This is a genomic window from Bradyrhizobium sp. 23AC, from assembly GCF_054863025.1.
The window spans coordinates 616,647-634,039 of sequence record NZ_JAVAYN010000002.1 but is presented as its reverse complement, the minus strand read 5'-3'; the positions used below and the strand labels follow the sequence as shown (position 1 = coordinate 634,039).

The following is a 17,393-nucleotide window of genomic DNA, read 5'->3' as shown; positions in this document are numbered from 1 at the left end:
TTTGGTGCTCATGGACGACAACGATGCTGACAGATACCTGCGCCAAGCAAATGCCTGTCTCGAGGAGGTGCAGAATGCAACGCGTGCGGCCGACAAGGAGGCGTGGCTGAAGCTGAGCGAAGAGTGGATGGCCATGGCGGAGAAAGCGCAGCGAGAGACGCCTTATGAGCATTAAAGCGGCGAAGGATGCAGCGGGTTCATATTGTTCGGGTGATCACAGATAGTGGCGAGCGCCAGCTATGGCTTGCGGCAACCGCTCGGGACAACGCAATCGACGCGGTGCTCGATGCCGTCCCTGAGGGGTGGACGGCTAGCCTTGTCAGCGGGAGCTGGGGGCCAGCCCCGATGACGCCGCAGCCCTGAACATGCAGCCTGGGGAAGTCCGGCGGCGCGCAAATCCTACGAAATCCTACGCCTTAGGGCGGAATGAGGTCCTGCTACGCTTCGATGGTGGCGCAGCTAACCTCACCTTAGGGTCGAAGTTGGATCAAAAGCTCTGCCCTCGTACCAGCATGGCCCGTCGGCCCAGTAGCCTTGGGAAGCAGACCTCCCCCGCGCGCTGGGCCGGAGTCTGCTGCGGGCCGATTTCGTTGAAAAAGGCGGCAGTAATCCGATGTATTGGTGCCAGCGCCGACACGGCCGGGGGGCTGCATCGGCTTTTATGCGGGCTTGAGGGTTTGCATCGGGATCAGTTTGGCCATCTTGCCAAGGTTCTGAGCGGTGGCTGCGAGAGTGAACTCGTCGCGCGCGCCGTTTGGGCCTCGTAATCGCAAACGGTCGAGCTTGAGAATGCGCTTGAGGTGCGCGAACAACATCTCAATCTTCTTGCGGAGCCGCCGTGAAGTGCGCCCCCCCACGATCGTGCGATCTGGCGCGCCATGTCGCGAGCCCCCTCATAGATCGAGCGTGGTACCCTCCGTGAAGCCTGCGTGGGACAACACCGGGACTTCAGCGCGCATCGATCACAATCGCGCTTGCTGGCGAGGTAAAGCATGGTGGCACCATCGTTGACCAGCGCGCCGGTCGTGGTGAGGACCTTGCCGTCGGGACAGCGGTAGACGTCACCTGCGTGGTCATAGGTGAAGTCGTCGCGCGAGAAAGATCCCATCTGTGCGAACCGACTTGTCGAACACTGTAACGTGTGGCTCGATGCCGTGCTCATAGACCAGCCAGCCGAGCATCTCGGCGGAGCCATAGCCGCTGTCGCCGAGAAGCCGGCTCGGATAGAGATCGAACCGTTCCAGCGAGCGCTCAATCATGCGCTTGGCCGCCAGTACCTCCGCCTGCCGGATGGCAGTAGTCGCCTCGACATCGACGATGATTGCGTTCTCGATGTCGACCAGGTAGTTTGTCGAGCAGGCGAAGAAGGCTTGGCCGCCATGCGCCCCTGTCCAGCGCGCTGCCGGGTCGGAGGGCGACACGAGCTTCGGCGTGACCTCGGTAGCGGCTCCGAAAGCGGCATCGTCGAGGACGGCCAGATACTCATCGATCGCCCGACCGGCGACTTCCGGGGGGAGTCCTTTGTCGCCTTCGATCCCCTTCTGCCGGTTGGCATCCGCCTTGATCAGGCTCGCATCGACTGCAAATCCGTCCCCACCGACCAGCCGCTCCCGGATGCAGCGGCGCAAGACGCTCTCGAACACACGACGGAACAGATCACTCTCCCGGAATCGGCCATGTCTGTTCTTGGAGAACGTCGAGTGATCCGGCACCGTTCCATCCAGGCCGAGCCGGCAGAACCACCGGTAGGCTAAATTGAGATGAACCTCATCGCACAGGCGCCGCTCCGATCGAATGCCGAAGCAGTAACCGATCAGGAGCATCCGGATCATCAGTTCAGGATCGATCGAAGGCCGCCCGATGCTACTGTAGAAAGGTGCCAGGTCCCGTCTGATCTCTTCCAGGTCGACGAACCTATCGATCGATCTGAGCAGGTGGTCAGCGGGAATATGCTTCTCGAGTGAGAACTCATAGAACAACGCAGCCTGTTCGACTTGCCGATGCCTCATAAGACAGACTGAATCACTGATATCTCTGCGCCGCAACAGCCGACTTTTTCAACGGAATCGGCCCTTTGCGGACATATCGAAATCAAAACAGACCGAAACGGCCGAGACGAGAAGCACTGCGGCTCAGCTAGGGAAGTCCTTTTGTCATCGTAAAGGGATTGAATCCACGTTCCGCGAGGGCAGCCCACGAAGCTGCGCCAAGATGTAACGATCGGAAATAGCGTCGCGGCTTGGTCGGGTCGGTGTCCAACACGAACCCCGTCGGTAACGCGCGGACAGTCGTGGCATAGAACCCACCATCGGGCGACCTCTGGGATTCGATGATAGCGATTAACGCTTCTGCCTTCTCAGTCCTGCCGAGCTATTTCATCAAGAGAGCCATTTTGGTCCCGTCCCTTCGGTCCACACCATCGCGGTCTTCACCATAAGAAAAGCCTCCGCCAACACTCATTCGCTGTTCGGCGGTCGTCATTGCCGATGCAAATTTCCCGGCCGCTCCGTGAAGCGCTGTCAAAGGCCAGATCTGGGCATCCAGAGCCAAAATCGGATTATGCGTGACACCGTCTTCAGCGGTCCCTGCGGCGAAACAGGCGCACCCCGGATCCCAAATCGTATTTACGAAGTACTCAGCAACCGTTGCCTCATCGCGCCAGCGCGCCGCCACTGATACCGATCATGATCAAGTTATCCATAACGATATCGCTCCCGTGCTGGAGCAGCTGCGCATCCTCTGGACGACATCGAATGCGCGTCCATAATTTTACGCTGCCGCCGCGCGATCCTCTTTGTTGGCCCCGCGCAACGTCCAGATACCAGCGAAGGCGAACAGCGGAAGATCCTCGCTAAGCGCGGACCAGACAACGGTCCTTCTTGGTTTCGGGGGTTCGGCTCCGAAAGTATGGGTTGGGAACGACTACTAGCAGGGGCATTAGGCGTAGGCCGCTACGAGCATCAAGCGTGGCGCGGACGGCTTGTCAGAGCAGCTTATGCTCGGGGCTGCGCAGCCGGTGAATGCCCATGAATCGCATTTTCCTCGCCATCATCGCTTCGGCGTTGATATTACTCCTCGGTGCAATCAGCTGTCGTTGATCAAGTATGCTGACCTGTCTCACGACCGCACCGTCGGTACGTCAGCTCTCGACAGAATAGCCGGCGAGAGCCCTCTGCTACTCTTCTTGAGCAAGATACGGTGCGGCGGGAACGAGCTGCAGTAAACCCTCGCTTATAATTCCTAGCGACTTCGGCCAAGCTGAAAGATTGGGAAGTCTCAGGAACGGTCTCATCAGGGTGGCGTTTTTGCACAATAGGCTGAGGGAGTCATCGACACAAACATTGGAGAACCAAAGATGGCAAACCCGCGTCCGGAAGAGAGATCGACACAAAACATGGAAGAAGCAGCCCGCCGTACAGGCGAGAGGGCTGCGGAGCAGACTACGCGCATCGGGCAAGCTGCGGCTGAGGCCGGCGAAGAAGTGGCACGGGCCAGCGCTGATATGCTCAAGCAAAATGTTGAGACGTTACAGCAGACCTGGCGCTCCAGCCTCGAGGCGGCGACCTCACTAATGGGACGGTCAAGCCAGCAATTTAGCCGCACGCTTGGCTTATCTGAAGAAGATGCGCAAAAGGTAACGGCGGCAACCGAACGGTCAGCTCGCAACGCGCAGACGCTCCTTTACAGTGGTACAGCCGCCGCCAAAGTGATGGGGGGAATGTCCCAAGAGTACCTCCAGATGGTTCGTCAACAATTTGAGAAGCACATCGAGCACTTGAACAGGTTGTGGACCTGCCGAACTCCACAGGACTTTGCGGCGGTGCAGAGTGACATGGTGCGGGAGACAGTGGAGACCGCTCTGGAAAGCAGCCGTCGTATCGCCGACTTGTCGCTCAAAATGGCCGACGATACCGGGAAGCAGATTAAAAAAACTATGGATCAGATCCCACGCTAAGCAGGGCGGACTTGTTCAAGGGAGAGAGCGGCAGGGCAAGCCGCTCTTGCCGCCCCGGCGAATTCAGCGCGATTTTCGTTTGCGCGTTCGCTTGCGACTGAGGCGTTTGGCGTTTGCCGCGACCTTCCTTCGGTATTGCTCAACAATCTTGTCTCCCGATGCGCCAGCCATCAGGCTTGTACCGGCCTTCGCCGCCGCCAGCACTTTTTCGCTCACCATGCGCTGGGCTTCACGTTGGGCCGCTTTGCCACCGCGCATCAACTTCGCTAGGCGCAGTCTGATCACGCGATTGCTTTCTAGCCCCAGCATCATCCAGTTCCACATGCTGCGATATTCCTAGCAAGGCGAATAACTTCGGATCACATCAACGACCACGGGGTGCGCGGTGTCCAATCAAAGCCGCGTGGCTTGCTACGGCGATGGTTCTAGGTTCCCTCGAGGGCGCGTGCGGAGCCCCGATTCTTTTCGTCCTCGAACTGATTAGGAGAAGACGAGAAGCGCTCTCGCGCCGGACAACTGCGCGCTCAGGATCATCAACGCGATAGGAAGCAGCAGCCTCTGCCGGAAGGAATAAACATTCCAAATCTTCTGAAATTCGCACTCCTTTTGCCGGTTCGCTCCACGTCCCGCTCATATTTGAACCATTAAAGTGCTCGCGACGTTCTCCACAACTGGAGGAAGCGAGCACGTGCAAATGAGGACCAGATCGAAATGCGGGTACTAATCGTCGACGACCATCCCGTTGTCGTGACCGGCTGTCGGGCCTTGTTCGCTTCGGACCCTTCCGTCGCGATCCTGGAGGCTTCCGATGCAAAGGAGGGCCACCGTGTGTACTTGCAGAAGCATCCCGACGTCACCGTGGTTGACGTGTGGCTTCCCGACCTTACCGGCTTCGAGTTGACCCGGCGAATCCGTAGGGATGATCCTGCCGCCAAAATAGTCATGCTCGGCGAGAGTGAGAATCCGGCGTTCGTGATGCGCGCTGTGGAGATGGGCATTCAGGGATATGTCTCAAAGAGCGATGATCTCCGGCTCCTGGCCAAGGCCATTCGGAAGGTTGCAGCTGGGGAGCGCTTCGTTTCACCGCGTCTGGCGGAAGCGACGACGTTCGCGGGCGCGGCGATCAAGGCCAGTCCCTTGACGCAGATGAGCCCACGCGAACTTGAGATCCTGCGGCTTTTGGGTCGTGGCGACCGCATTTCAGAAGTCGCGTCCGAACTCGGCATCTCCTATAAATCCGTTGCCAACACGACCTCCATGCTGAAGTCCAAGCTCGGCGCTAGAAATCACTCCGACCTGATCCGGATCGCAGTCGAGATCGATTTGCACCGGTGACTGGGATTCTGTTTTTTTCGACAGTTTTCACGCAGCAGCGACATCGGAGAGAGTCCTGCTCACTGTGGGCACTTGAGCGGGCACGACCTCTGACGCGCGCGCGCGACGGCGAAGAGGGCGAGCCATATGAAGCTATCCCCACGAACTGATTGAACTCATCGTCAGAAGCGTCCGCACGACACCCATTAGACAATTTGGAACCCAATCGGCCGAGCGGAGTTAAGTCGCCGCTTCTCATGTTGTGTTGCGAGGCCGAGCGAAGGAAGCCCATGCGTCGCATTCGACTTGTAATAGCAGATCGACGTCCCATTGTTCTGCAGGGTTTTGCATCGCTACTCGGAGCGCAGCCCGATTTCGAAGTAGTTGCGTGCTGTCTTGATGGAGCTAGTTGCCTTGCGGCCATTCGCAGCTTGACGCCCGATGTGGTGTTACTGGAGGACGGGTTGACCGATGTAACCGCGTCCGACATCCTCGCTGTCGTGGACGACGAAGCCCTTTCCTCCCGGCTGGTGTTCTTCACTGCGACTGTCGCCTGCGGCGATCTTGCCAGGGCACTGGCGACCGGTGCTTGCGGTGCGATTTCGATGAACGCCAAGCCAGAAGCGCTGGTGCAGTCCCTGAGGCTTGAAAAACCGGGGTCAGACCTGGCGAGGGTCGGCAACGAAGCTAATGGTGTCGCCTCGTTCGGCAATAATGTTCTGGCGCTTCTGACCGTCAACGAGCGGACGATCATGGATCTCATCGCCGAAGGTTTGTCGGACAGTGAAATTGCTCGGGTGTTCGGTGTCTCTTTGGGGATCGTTAGGACTCACATCGACCACGCGCGACAAAAGCTTGGAATCAACAGCCGGCACGAGCTCGCCGCGCTGGCACTGTCGCGCCGTTATGGCGCGATGAGTATTCTGACAGCTGCGATCCTGGCAGCGTTGGATGATTCGCCCGGTCACGCCGCAACCGAAAGTTCCACGATCAAGGTCGCAAATGGCGGCGCGGAGGTCGTCACCTTTAAAATCAGCCGCAAGGAAGCAGTATCGGGTGGCACCCCGGCCAGAGGCGCGAGCAAGGACCGCGCCGGCGCCGCAACTGGGACGTCATCGTCGACCGGCAAACTCGTCGACCCCGTGGCCGAGGTTGCCGCGAGCCTATCTGCGCAGGCAGCACTCAACGCGCCGAGGCCGGGTTCGAGCAGCTACAGCATCTTCATGGTTGCAGCTTTCGCCGCCTTGATCTACGAGCTCGATGGTGTCAGCCACGCCGCGCAGGCGTTCGATTTCGGCGATGACATTGTCACTTCATCTACCGCAAGCGACGCCAACGGACTGACATCCGCACTTCCCGGCTTCGCAAATTTAGGCGGCACGGCCGTGTACGATAGGGCATTCGAGTTCGCCCAAGGCGATACAATCGCCACAGACGGCAGCGAGCCTTATGTCGGCAATGCCCATGGGGAGGATGGCGGCAGTGCCCGAGAAATTCCTATTCCCCGAGGTTCCGGAACCGTTGATGTTGTTGCTGCGGCCGCGAGCGAAGCCTCGCAAAGTGACCCAACACAGACAGGCCGGGACGGGTCAAATCAAGGTCGATCGCAAGCCGATTTGCGCGCTTCCGACAACAGCTCCGAAGCCGCTAAGCGTGAGGCCCCGGGAGACGATTTAAATCACGGTCAATCGCAGAAGGCCCTGCATGAGTCCGACAACGGCTCCGGAGCCGCCAAGGGGCATGCCAAGCATGACGCTGCGGAAGACGGTTTAAATCACGGTCAGTCGCAGAAGATTCTACATGAGTCCGACCACAGCTCGGGAGCTGCCAAGGGGCACCCCAAGCATGACGCTGCGGGAGACGGATTGAATCACGGTCATTCGCAGAAGGCCCTGCATGAATCCGACAACGCCTCCGGAGCCGCCAAGGGGCACGCCAAGCATGAGGCCCCGGGAGAAGATTCGAATCGCGGACAGGCGCACGGCGATTTGCAGACTTTTGAAGATGGCTCCGAGGCCGGCAAGCAACACGCACAGCATCCACAGGCAGGTGATTTAGATGCTGGCAAACCGCAGCAGAATATACCAACGACGTTCGTAAATTCTGCCAACGACACACATTCGGCCTTGAAGATTCAGACCGAAGGAAGGGGCGGGCCTTCTTCCGACAACGCAGATCAGGCCAAATCAGCGGTTGGGACCGAGCTTGGCGATTCCTTTCGTTTTAAGAGTGGCGCCGACAATACGTCTTCAGAAATGTATGACCTTCAACAACTGAGCCACAGAAATGGCAAAGCCTATGGAGATGGTCAGCATTCCGTTGCACGCGAGGGGCCGGAGCTGGTCCAGGATGCTGACGGAATTGTTATTGCAGATGCGCACCACGATCACTCGTGGCACGCCAATCTCCATGCGGCTCACGATCTGATTGCTTAGCAATTCACTAATCGCACGGGCGGGTCGTGGTTCAAACGCTTTTTGCCCTGCTGACATCGCAATGCGCATTTGACGCATCATCCCCGAGACACTCGAGTGCTACGATGATGGAGGAATCGAACAGGAGGAAATCGCTGCATTCTGTCTAGTGCTCGACCTGTTCAATCATGCCGCCGCCAAAAGGCGAGCCGGCGCTCCAGAGCGGCACCTCCGATCAAGCGCGGACGGAAGTCCCAACCCCGAGCTTAGAGGGGCCCCGAAAAACTTGTTCTGGACGTGACAGAAAAGAAAAAGCCGCCCTTCGGCGGCCAGTTTCAGAACTTCCTTCTTCTTATTTCTTGAGGGCGTCAGCGGCATCCCGCGCGGCGTCCTTCACGTCTCCCGCAGCGTTGTGGGCGGATCCCTTGGCCTTATCCATCTTGCCTTCGGCCTCCAGGTCCTTGTCGCCAGTAAGCTTGCCAGCACCCTCTTTGATCGCGCCTTTTGCCTTGTCGGCGGCACCCTTCACATGTTCACGGTCCATGTCGTTATCCTTTCTTGGCCGGAAGACGAACACAACGAAACCGTTGCGCGGTCGTTCCTGCGAGACGCGCACCTCTCTTGCACATCAAGATTTGGCCGTGCCGGCGGGCGAAGAACATAGATTGCGTTCGATCCTGCAAGCTTCTGCGTGAAATGTGTCAACGCTGCAGTCGCAAGTTTTCACCAATTTGGCGGAAATGTTCGGGGGGTGCGCACGTTGATGAAGCGGCGGGGCCTAGATGGAGAAACAGCCATGCGATACTTATCTCTGGTATTGCTCATCGCACTGCCAGTTATATCGATACCTGCTGCCGCCCAGCAGAAAACCGAGGCGACGTCACAATCCGGTGTTGCTCAAAATGTGCAAACTGAAGCTGATAAAGGCATAAAAACCCGCAATTCCGGCGAATCCGGCTATGTTGGCGATCAGGATCGGCCCGGCGCGGCTTCTCATGCACCGGGCGAGACAACCAACGCGAGCGGGACCACAACGGGTAGCAGTGCGCCCGGTACTCAATCAAACATCAATAGCTCGCAGGCCGACTACAACGCTTCCTTGAAGGATGGCTCTGCGCCAAAGAAATAGCCGCCTTTGACGACCGCCTTGGAAGAGAGATCGCCGGCCATCTGTCAGCGGCACAAAGAGTGAAAGCCGCGACAACGCTGCGCGGGTTTTTGTTTGCGCTTGGCCCTTGGCTGACCGGTCTAGGGTTGTCAGTCCGCTTCCAACAGGTGAGCAGTATAGCGTTTTGCGGACAGACGAGGGCAGCCTTTTCGCCCCATTCAACCGAACCAAGCAGCGCCAGTGTGGCGGCGAGTCGCGCGTTGACGTCATTTCGATTGGCTTCGATGCTCCGGTGGAACCAGGAGACTGCTTCAGCATCCTCGTTAATCTGTATTTTGGCAAAGCCTACTATCATGAACCAGCGATGAGCGAAGATATCGCGGGGAGAGAGGCGAAATGCTTCTTTGATATGGGCTTCAGTCTCAGCCCCGCGACCCATATACAGCTTGGCGCCGTCAATTTGCGCCTCAGCCAAATTGCAATCCAGCGCCAGCGCTCTTTCAAACTCAGCGATGCCCTGAACCACGCGCTTGGTGCAGACTAACACGCACCCCAAGGCCAAGTGGGCATAGGCACGCAAACTTTCGGACTACTTTCTATCCTGGTTCGAGCCCAGGCCTGGTCTCCAATCGCTTGGGGCGTGTTCATCCCTTCTGGAGCACAGCCGACAAGCCTGGACCATCGTTCAAGATCGAAAAAACCTCCCGCGGCGACAGATGGGCAGCCGCCTGCTCGAAGCTATCGCTCGCATCGATCTTAGCGCGGCCGACCGCCAGGTTGGCGTCGATCATGTCGGGACGGGCGGCGCGAGGAGGCGGCAACTGCGCGAGGTGGAAGGCTAAGAGCGCGGCGCCTTCGCGCAGCTCCACCAAAGCGGGTTTGATGCCAATCTCCGCCACCGTGGCCAACTCGTTGGCCCGGAGCAGCACCTCAGGCGGCTCTCGGTCTTCAGGAGTGACAAACAGTTGGCTGGACGCGGGCTTGGCCGCCAGCGCCCCGATGGGAACGGCGAACAGCAGTCCAATGATGACTGGCGACATCCACAGCAGAAGGGGCAGCGAAACGGCGTATGCGCTTGCCGCCATCGCAATGCCGCACAAGGTCGGGATGCCGTACTTCCGATAGAGTTCGCGGCGCTCCACCGTGCCGTCGTCCCGCCTTTGCGTCTGCCAGCCGGCGTCGCGGCCGGCCAAAATCTCTACGACTGCGATCGATTGAAAGATCATCATCACGGGCGCCATCAACGCGGAGACGATCACCTCTGCGAAAACTCCGGCCGAGGCACGCAACGCGCCGCCGAATTGACGTCTCACCGAGCCTCGCATCCAAACGAGTGCGAGGCTGAGTAGCTTCGGCAACAGCAGAAGTCCCATCGTTGCAACGAACACCCAAATGGCGAGCACGGGATCCTGGGCGGGCCAGGTCGGAAACAACGAGAAACCCTTCGGAAAATACTCTGGACGCACGAAGCGGGCCTGCAACGAGATCAGCATCCCCAGCAGCAGGAACAGAAGCCACAGAGGTGCCGTCAAATATGCCCCGATCCCCACCATAAAATGCAAGCGCGACACCCAATGGAGCCCGCGAGCAGGCACGACAGCGAGATGCTGAAGATTGCCCTGACACCAGCGTCTGTCCCGCGCCGCGAAGTCGAGCAGCGAGGGTGGTACCTCTTCGTAGCTTCCGCCGAGCGTCGGCAGCATGTAGATGCCCCATCCGGCCCGCCGCATCAGCGCAGCCTCGACGAAATCATGGCTTAGGATGTGCCCCCCGAATGGCTTGCGCCCGCGCAGCTGCGGCAGCGCCGCCGCTTCGGCGAACGCCTTCACCCGGATGATCGCGTTGTGACCCCAGTAGTTGCCTTCGGAGCCGTGCCACCAGGCGACGCCGGCGGCGATCATCGGCCCGTACAGCCGGCCCGCGAATTGCTGGACGCGGCTGAACAGACTTCGCGCGTTGACGATCATCGGCAGTGTCTGGACGAGCCCGGCGCTCGGATTGCTCTCGATGGCATGGACCAATCGGACAATGGTCTGCCCGCTCATGAGACTGTCGGCGTCGAGCACGACCATGAAGTCGTAGACGCCGCCGAACCGCGTGATCCACTCGGAGATGTTGCCGGCCTTCCGGGCCGTGTTGTCGGCGCGGTGACGATAGTATAGCCGCGTGCCCACGGCCTGACGCAGCGCGAGCAGAGCTTTCTCTTCCGCAACCCAGATATCTGGATCAGTGCTGTCGCTCAGAACGTACCAGTCGAACAGCTTTCCGTGCGAGGTCGTCTCCAAGGATTCGATGATCGCACGAAGCCGCGCGGCCAATCGATGCGGGTCTTCGTTATAGGTGGGAAGCAGCATGGCGGTGCGGCTTGCGATGGTCGGCAGTTCCGCGCCGGGCACCAAGGCGCCTTCGTCCCGACGATGGGCCAGCAGCACAAAAAAGCCGGCGAGTGAGGAGGCGAACGAAAACGCGACCCAAGCGAGCAAGACCAGGAAGAGCGCCAGCACCATGGCTTCGAGGACCGTGACGCCGCCGACCTCCAGCACGCGATACATCTCGTACCCGCCCGCGCCCGTGAGCACCGCCGTCGAGAGCAGAATCAGGCCGCGCCGCCCAGCCATCGTGGTGGCAATCGGCGCAGGAGCACGGTCCGAGACCGGGTTCTTTCCGAGGTCGCCAGGAGCCATCGGAAGCGGCGACTCGCGCGGCAGCAGGCGTTGGTTCGTGATATCGCCCCCTGTCGATCGCGTGGCTCGGCTCAGGGTGCCCATCGGTAGACCCAGACTTCGGACAAGGGCTTGTCGCCCTCGGTCAGAAACGCCCGCAGTTCGATCGGCTCTCCTTTCACTGGGCACTGGAAGCTCAGCCGCCATCCACCCGTATAGGGGTTGGGCTGCGTGACGATGTTCTTCACCTCGGACTTCTCAGCCTTCACCACGCCTTTGACGCCGGCAGGATCGATGCCCTTCAGGTTCTCACCGACCAGGTCGAGGACGAAGAGGCGCGCGTCCTCGCCCCTCGCGCCTATCCCGCTTCGCGTGAAGCGGGCGAGCGAATGCGGCTTCGGGCTATCCGGCCCCCAATGCAGTCGATAGGTGTAGTTGTGTTCGCCCTTGGCTTGAAGCGGGTTCTTTGGCCACCAGAATGCGGCGATGTTGTCGTGGACCTCTTCCTTGGTCGGGATCTCGAACAGCATGACGCCGCCCTCGCCCCAATCCCCGATCGGCTCCATCCAGAGACTCGGGCGTTTTTCGAAGCTGGACTCGATGTCCTGATAAGCGAAGAAATTTCGCTCCCGCTGCATCAGCCCGAATCCGCGGGGATTGAGATCCTTAAAGGTGCTGATCTGCAGATCGCGGGGGTTGCTTAGCGGCCGCCAGAGGCTTTCGCCCTTCCCATTGAAGATCGCAAGGCCGTCGGAATCGTGGACCGACGGGCGGAAGTCGTCGATGTCGTTGCGGTCGTTCGGACCGTAGAAGAACATGCTGGTCATAGGCGCGAGCCCGGCCCGCTGCACTTCGACGCGCGGGTAGACTGACATTTCGACGTCGAACACAGTGGTTTCGCCCGGCCGCACGGTGAAGCGGTAGCTCGCCGCGCAACTTTTGCTATCGAGCAAGGCATGGACGACCATCGAGGTCGCGCCCGGCGCTGGCCGCTCGAGCCAGAACGCCTTGAACAGTGGAAATTCCTCCCCCTTGGCTTCGCCGGTATCGATCGAAAGTCCTCGGGCGGAGAGCCCGTACGTCTGCCCCTTGGCCACGGCTCGGAAATAGCTCGCGCCCAGGAAGACGCAGACCTCGTCGTAATAGTCGGCGCGATTCAAGGGCGCGTGGATGCGGAAGCCGGCGAACCCGAGGTCAGCCTCCTCGAACGCCGGGACCTTCTCGCCGAATGAAAAGTCTTCCTTGCGGTACTTGAGTTCGGTGGCCCTTCCGTCCACGACCTCGAAGATGGTCACCCGGTTTTTGTAGAAGAAGCATGGAAGAACTGCGCTTCGAACGGAAGTTTCTTACCGCGCCAGAGCGCGCGTTCGGGCAGGAAACGGATGGAACGGTACTGATCGTAATCGAGATCCTTCAAGCCGCTCGGCAGCTTCTCGTCCGGCGCCTCGTGGGGTTTGCCCGCCAGCATACGGGCGAGGTCCCTCACGGTGGAGGGACCGAACGCGCCCTCCGGCAGGCCAGCAGCAGCGAAACTGCTCCGCGAAGCGAGCAACAACGCCGGCAGCAACGCCGACCCTCGAACAAGCTGGCGTCGGTTCACGGGTTCTCCTACTCGCTACTGCTGTCGCGGCCAAGCAACGGCCACCGCGCCCGCGAGTTCCACCCGACCGGCTATTGCTGGCGGGAAGCTGCCCAATCACGGGCAACCGCCGGAAGCCGGGGTTCCGGGTGCCTCAAAACGAGTCTCCTTGATCAAGTTCAACGGCTACGCGCCGCGATCAATGCGGCAGGCGCCGCGATCGCGCGGGGTCAATTACCGCCAGAAACGGGACTTGCGCATGGGTTCGCGATTTGCCCGGAGCCTGACGGCAGGTTCGCTGGCGGGAGCACCAGTGAGAGCCCTCGTTTGCGTTCGAGCAGACCGCTCTGTCTTGCACGAGGCATCCTTGCAAGCGCCGGGAATCAATGGGCATTGGCTAAGTTGGTTCTGCCGGATCACACCTCGACCACGTGATGCGGACAAAGGCCTCAGCTTGGCGCCAGCCCCGAGCTGAGGCCTTTTTGTTACCTGTGTGCATTTTTGTACAAAGCGCCGGAACGCAGTCGGGGTTTCTGACTCATCCCACGGGGCTTTCGATGGGATATAAAAGACGTGCCGCGTCACACCTCCTTCGCCCGAGAGGCGGCAGCAACGCTGCTGCGAATGGCGAAAACAACAAAGGACCCGGGGATTGCGTCGGGATTGATTCAGCGAGCGGCCGACCTAAAGGATCGCACGGGCGAGTTGCCCCCGATTAATACTGAGATTGCTCCCGCGGAGCCAAGGAAGCCACTGACGAAAAACTAAGCTTGGCGCAAACGGGCCTAAAGTCATTTGAAAAAATCCCCCGGCTCCGGGGGGGCGATGGGGATGAAGCCGGGGCCGAACGGAGTCGCCCTTGGGGAAGGGCACCGGGAAAACTTGGCAATCGGCACAGCGTTCCCAAGCCCACCTACTTTTCTCGAGGCGTCAGCGATCCTTATCAGGTTTGCCGTTGGGGCTGCCGTTACCGCCCCCAATGCCATAGCCGTTATTGCCGCGAGAGCCATGCACCAAGCCGCCGCCCGTGGGCGATGGCCGGGCTGATGATAGACTTGGACAGCAAGAGAGCGGCGGCCCCATCTCCTGTTGCCCCTAAGATGACCTTTCCAAGATCCCCAAGGTTGGTCCCGCTTCAGACTGGACAACGGTTCGCTGGTGCACGTCCCGAAGGAAGTGGATGGAAGCGGCTTGCCCAGGAACAAAATTTAATTGATTTAATTTGGTTAATATTATTTCATCGACTTATCGGTGGAGGACGCCATGCCAGACCAAGACGACGACCGTCGCGAATTCTTGAAGACCTGCGGAAAGTTCGCGGTGGTGACACCGCCGACGATTACTCTCTTGCTATCAACGTCCTTGACTTCCGACGCGATCGCGCAGTCTGGCGCGAGGGCTGTCCACGGTAACAATGGCTGGGGTAACGGCGGCGGTGATGGCAGTCCCAACGGTAAGAGCGACAGAGGCCGTTGAGCCGTAGTGGATCGATAACGGGCGCAGAACTGGCCGATTGCCAAGTTTCCAGTGCCATTCATCAAAGTCTGATCAAGCTGCCTTGGCCCCCCTGCCAGCTTGATTAGGCCCCAGCTCCACGCACCTCTGGAGTTGGGGCTTTTTTTAAACCGAGACTAGCGCGCACCTGTTCGAATGGATCCCTTCGCCAAGCTTGCAGGCACCAAAGTTAGGTCAACCGCGATCCTGAGCGGACATGTCGTTTCTGCTCCCCTTTCGGCGAACGCCTCTGACCTTCACGGTGATGCCCGCTGAGCGCCGCTTCTGACCCATAGCCGACCCACAGCGTCTCCCGCCAAGGGGCGCTCGTGACCCAAAGCGGGACACGATGAGTGACGAGGCAGAAGGCCTGCTCTCATTCACCACATTTAAACCTTAAGATTTTACGAAGGAGGGCTCATCACAGGCCGCAGGAACATGCGAACAGCCTTTGTACAGAAGCCATCCGTGGACTTCGGGCAATGAAGGTTTGGCAGACAAGCTGCATCGCGGCTGCGGTCGCATCCGCGGGACTTTATCTAGCCGCCGGTAACAGGCCGGCCGGGACGGGGCTGGATGTCATGCCGGGCGCTGCAGCGAACATAGCGGCTCCCGCGAACATGACGGCTCCTGCAAACATGGTGACGCCCGCCTTGTACGCCGAGGCATCGGCCAGACTTGCGATAGCGCTTCGGGCAGAAAGAGCCGAGCTGGGCTCGGTGACGTCAACAGGTTCCGGGCCGTTGAGCACCGGAGCGGAGATCGTCGATGAACCCGTCGCGACCAAATTGGCGTCGTTGGGACAGGATATCGTCCAACCGCTAGGACGCGATGCGTCCAACGATGCTCCGAAAGCGGCGTCGACGCAGGATTTCCGTTATCTGGTCTACTACGTCTGGTCCGAACTGCCGCCCGCCGAGAAGCCGGCGGAAATCGTCTTGCGTGCGTTCAAGGACATTCCGGTCGGAACGCCGGCCGAAGAGATCAAGCGCGCTTCCGGCGCGTTTGGTCTCGATTTCAATTTCATGATGGCGGTCGCCAAGATCGAATCCGGCTTCAATCCCAATCAACGCACCGGGTCTTATATCGGGCTGTTTCAGCTGAGCCACTATGAGTTCGGGAAGTTCGGCTTCGGGCAGATTCGCAGTCCGCGGGATAACGCCGTGGCGGCCGCCTACAAGATCATTACCGAAGGCGTCCAGTTCGAGTGGATCACGCACCGGACGCCGGACTTGAGCGATCTTTACCTGATCCATCAGCAGGGCTGGGAAGGCGCCGCTGAGCACATCAGCCGGCCCGCTCGCATCGCTTGGAAATCGATGTGCGCCACCAGCGAAGGCAAGGAGAAGGGCGGAAGGTGGTGCAAACGCGCTATCTGGGGCAATGCACTTCCAGCGTCCAAGCGTACTTGGAAATCGGTGGACAATGTGACTTCAGAGGCGTTCGTCGGTATGTGGCGCGGCCGGGTCGCCGAATTCTACACGAAATATGTGGCAACTGCCGCTGCGGCGGCAAGCCAATGAATCCGTTTTCGGCAGGCCCTGCCACGCTTGCAGGCTAGACCAAGTCCGCTCATGGCCCTGAGCCGAACAACGAACGCGCCGTCGCCACGTCGGCTGTTTGAGGGAGACCTGACCTTGCGCGATGAGACGTGCTGAGCAGCTTTTGACCCCAGCCGTCCTGCGCCACGCTCCGCATTTGCGACGCAGCATTTGCACACGCTGTGGGTACAACCGTCGAAACGTGATACTCTGCGCCTCATCGTCCTCTAGCTTGATGAGGAACGAATGAAGCGGCGGAGTTCATAGCGGGCACCGCGGCAATACTCGTTTCGCCAAGGCGTTCGGGGGCGCAGGGGACGCCTCGGCGAATTGGTTTCCTCGGCGCTTGGGCGGATGAGCCGGCTCGCGATCCAGCTCACGCCGCATGGCTCAGGGGCTTGCGCGAGAAGAGCTGGATCGAGGGCAAGAACCTGCTTGTCGAATATCGTTATGCCCGGGATCGACTGCCAGCTTTAGCCGCCGAATTGATCGATCTAGCTCCCGATCTGCTAATTGCCTCCGGGCCGGCAGCAGCCCTAGCCCTGAAATCGGCAACTGCTACCATTCCGATTGTATTCGTGGCTGTGTTCGATCCCGTGGGGCTCGGCCTCGTCCGAAGCTTGTCGCATCCAGGCGGCAACATCACGGGCCTTGCGACCTCCGCGGGAGTAGCGGTCGCAAAACAAATAGAAATCCTCCGCGAACTGGTCCCTGGCGCCTCGAAGGTTGCGATCCTAGTCAATCCGGATAACCCCATGCACCGGTTGGCATTAGCCGAGGAGATACCCCGCACAGCGCGAGAGTTAGGCATGGCTCTGCCGATTGTCGAGGCAACCAAGGCCGAAGAACTCGACACCGCCTTTGCCGCCCAGCGCGCCGTTGCAATCATTGTCCTTGGCGATTATTTGACTGTTTTCGAGTCTCCGCGAGTGATCGCACTTGCGGCCGAACATCAACTGCCCGCGATTCATCTCTTTCGGCAATTCGCCAAGGGCGGATTGGTCGTCTACGGTCCTGATTTAGCCGACATCTGGCGTCGTGCACCAGCTATCTCGATAAGATCCTCAAAGGCACCGAGCCTGCCGATCTGCCGGTAGAGCAGCCAACCAAACTCGAACTCGTAATCAACATGAAGACTGCCAAGGCGCTTGGCCTCACTGTGCCGCCCTCGCTGCTGAGCCGTGCTGACGAGGTGATCGAATGACGCGCGGTTTGCTGCGATGCATGAGTCCGGAAGTGGCCCATCGGCGAAGTTGCGCCTCGTCTGATGGAGGTCCGCTCATTGCGGCAGGGCGGACTAGATTTGCTCAGCCCGACTTCTTCGC

General features: G+C 59.7%; 12 protein-coding genes and 2 pseudogenes. 9 read left to right on the top strand and 5 right to left on the bottom strand.

From position 1 onward, the window contains the following. Positions 1-4: 4 nt before the first annotated feature. Complete coding sequence (locus RAD10_RS08265) at positions 5-175, top strand: hypothetical protein (RefSeq protein WP_461617031.1); 171 nt, start codon at positions 5-7, stop codon at positions 173-175. Between the two features lie 484 nt (positions 176-659). Here RAD10_RS08265 and RAD10_RS08260 read toward each other — a convergent pair. Next, positions 660-2,009: pseudogene (locus RAD10_RS08260) on the bottom strand (transposase). A gap of 1,346 nt (positions 2,010-3,355) precedes the next feature. Between RAD10_RS08260 and phaP the strand changes: the two are divergent. Next, positions 3,356-3,955, top strand: coding sequence for a TIGR01841 family phasin (gene phaP / locus RAD10_RS08255; RefSeq protein WP_461617030.1), 600 nt, complete (start codon positions 3,356-3,358; stop codon positions 3,953-3,955). A 63-nt stretch (positions 3,956-4,018) separates the two neighbouring features. On the opposite strand, the gene RAD10_RS08250 is transcribed toward phaP, so the two are convergent. After that, complete coding sequence (locus RAD10_RS08250; protein ID WP_461617029.1) at positions 4,019-4,279, bottom strand: hypothetical protein; 261 nt, start codon at positions 4,277-4,279, stop codon at positions 4,019-4,021. Between the two features lie 387 nt (positions 4,280-4,666). On the opposite strand from RAD10_RS08250, the gene RAD10_RS08245 reads away from it, so the two are divergent. Both RAD10_RS08245 and RAD10_RS08240 read left to right on the top strand, forming a co-directional pair. Beyond that, positions 4,667-5,290: a response regulator transcription factor gene (locus RAD10_RS08245; RefSeq protein ID WP_461617028.1), complete on the top strand. Its 624-nt coding sequence runs from the start codon at positions 4,667-4,669 to the stop codon at positions 5,288-5,290. A 443-nt stretch (positions 5,291-5,733) separates the two neighbouring features. Further along, entirely contained in the window at positions 5,734-7,704 is a 1,971-nt protein-coding gene (locus tag RAD10_RS08240; RefSeq protein ID WP_461617027.1) for a response regulator transcription factor, read from the top strand. Between the two features lie 331 nt (positions 7,705-8,035). On the opposite strand, the gene RAD10_RS08235 is transcribed toward RAD10_RS08240, so the two are convergent. After that, positions 8,036-8,227, bottom strand: coding sequence for a CsbD family protein (locus RAD10_RS08235; protein ID WP_092258735.1), 192 nt, complete (start codon positions 8,225-8,227; stop codon positions 8,036-8,038). Between the two features lie 252 nt (positions 8,228-8,479). Between RAD10_RS08235 and RAD10_RS08230 the strand changes: the two genes are divergently transcribed. Beyond that, entirely contained in the window at positions 8,480-8,812 is a 333-nt protein-coding gene (locus RAD10_RS08230) for a hypothetical protein (protein ID WP_461617026.1), read from the top strand. A 163-nt stretch (positions 8,813-8,975) separates the two neighbouring features. After that, the gene (locus tag RAD10_RS08225; protein WP_461617025.1) at positions 8,976-9,335 is read left to right on the top strand and encodes a hypothetical protein; all 360 of its coding nucleotides are present in this window, start codon (positions 8,976-8,978) and stop codon (positions 9,333-9,335) included. Between the two features lie 100 nt (positions 9,336-9,435). On the opposite strand, the gene mdoH is transcribed toward RAD10_RS08225, so the two are convergent. Both mdoH and RAD10_RS08215 read right to left on the bottom strand, forming a co-directional pair. Continuing rightward, the gene (gene mdoH, locus RAD10_RS08220) at positions 9,436-11,559 is read right to left on the bottom strand and encodes a glucans biosynthesis glucosyltransferase MdoH (RefSeq protein WP_461617024.1); all 2,124 of its coding nucleotides are present in this window, start codon (positions 11,557-11,559) and stop codon (positions 9,436-9,438) included. Further along, a pseudogene (locus RAD10_RS08215) lies at positions 11,547-13,054 on the bottom strand (glucan biosynthesis protein G). Before RAD10_RS08215 ends, mdoH begins: the two are co-directional and overlap by 13 nt. 1,955 nt (positions 13,055-15,009) lie before the next feature. Here RAD10_RS08215 and RAD10_RS08210 point away from each other — a divergent pair. The 3 genes from RAD10_RS08210 to RAD10_RS08200 all read left to right on the top strand — a co-directional run bounded on the left by RAD10_RS08210 (position 15,010) and on the right by RAD10_RS08200 (position 17,272). Beyond that, positions 15,010-16,050 carry a transglycosylase gene (locus tag RAD10_RS08210; RefSeq protein ID WP_461617023.1) on the top strand — a complete coding sequence of 347 codons (1,041 nt, stop codon included), beginning with the start codon at positions 15,010-15,012 and terminating at the stop codon, positions 16,048-16,050. Between the two features lie 416 nt (positions 16,051-16,466). Continuing rightward, entirely contained in the window at positions 16,467-17,165 is a 699-nt protein-coding gene (locus RAD10_RS08205; RefSeq protein ID WP_461617022.1) for an ABC transporter substrate-binding protein, read from the top strand. Next, complete coding sequence (locus RAD10_RS08200) at positions 17,099-17,272, top strand: ABC transporter substrate binding protein (protein ID WP_461617076.1); 174 nt, start codon at positions 17,099-17,101, stop codon at positions 17,270-17,272. The genes RAD10_RS08205 and RAD10_RS08200 overlap by 67 nt, the downstream gene beginning before the upstream one ends. The last annotated feature ends 121 nt before the right edge of the window (positions 17,273-17,393 follow it).

Bases quoted from the DNA above. Each gene is read 5' to 3' on its own strand.
- phaP (WP_461617030.1), top strand. From the start codon at position 3,356: ATGGCAAACCCGCGTCCGGAAGAGAGATCGACACAAAACATGGAAGAA.
- RAD10_RS08250 (WP_461617029.1), bottom strand. From the start codon at position 4,279: ATGTGGAACTGGATGATGCTGGGGCTAGAAAGCAATCGCGTGATCAGA.
- RAD10_RS08245 (WP_461617028.1), top strand. From the start codon at position 4,667: ATGCGGGTACTAATCGTCGACGACCATCCCGTTGTCGTGACCGGCTGT.
- RAD10_RS08235 (WP_092258735.1), bottom strand. From the start codon at position 8,227: ATGGACCGTGAACATGTGAAGGGTGCCGCCGACAAGGCAAAAGGCGCG.
- RAD10_RS08230 (WP_461617026.1), top strand. From the start codon at position 8,480: ATGCGATACTTATCTCTGGTATTGCTCATCGCACTGCCAGTTATATCG.
- mdoH (WP_461617024.1), bottom strand. From the start codon at position 11,559: ATGGGCACCCTGAGCCGAGCCACGCGATCGACAGGGGGCGATATCACG.
- RAD10_RS08210 (WP_461617023.1), top strand. From the start codon at position 15,010: ATGAAGGTTTGGCAGACAAGCTGCATCGCGGCTGCGGTCGCATCCGCG.